Origin of the sequence: Xenorhabdus bovienii (assembly GCF_024721015.1) — a bacterium.
In the GTDB taxonomy this organism is placed as follows: domain Bacteria; phylum Pseudomonadota; class Gammaproteobacteria; order Enterobacterales; family Enterobacteriaceae; genus Xenorhabdus; species Xenorhabdus bovienii.
Window position 1 is genome coordinate 1 of the sequence record NZ_JANAIF010000367.1, and the last position, 341, is coordinate 341.

At 56.0% G+C, this 341-nt stretch carries 1 protein-coding gene; it reads right to left on the reverse strand.

Annotation, left to right across the window (positions count from 1 at the left end; genetic code table 11):
- A partial coding sequence (locus tag NXS07_RS22645) for a phage virion morphogenesis family protein (RefSeq protein WP_308686651.1) occupies positions 1–323 on the reverse strand: 323 nt, incomplete at its 3' end.
- Positions 324–341: the final 18 nt, after the last annotated feature.

A 341-nucleotide genomic window follows, 5' to 3' on the forward strand; every position in this document is an offset into this window, starting at 1 on the left:
GCTCTCAGGCGCTGAAACATCGGGTTGCGCCGTGTTGTGGTTTTGCGGGTTTCGCTCCGGTTGATTTCCAGATAACGCTCAATCTCACTGCGATAAAATGACCGTACTGCGCCCCGGTCTTCATCGAAGCCGGTTATCATGCGTCCCCGTCGGCCACGGGTCGCCCGCCAATTTTTTAAGTCGCGGACTTCCCCCCGATGGATAAAACGAATGCCCTTTTGTGAACGCAGGATACGGCGACGACGCGGCTCATAGCCGGAACCATCGGTGTTTTTCTGGCTGCGGATGCGCTTTTGCTGATCAGTACGGATGACAGTTGCCAATTGGCGCGCCAATCGACT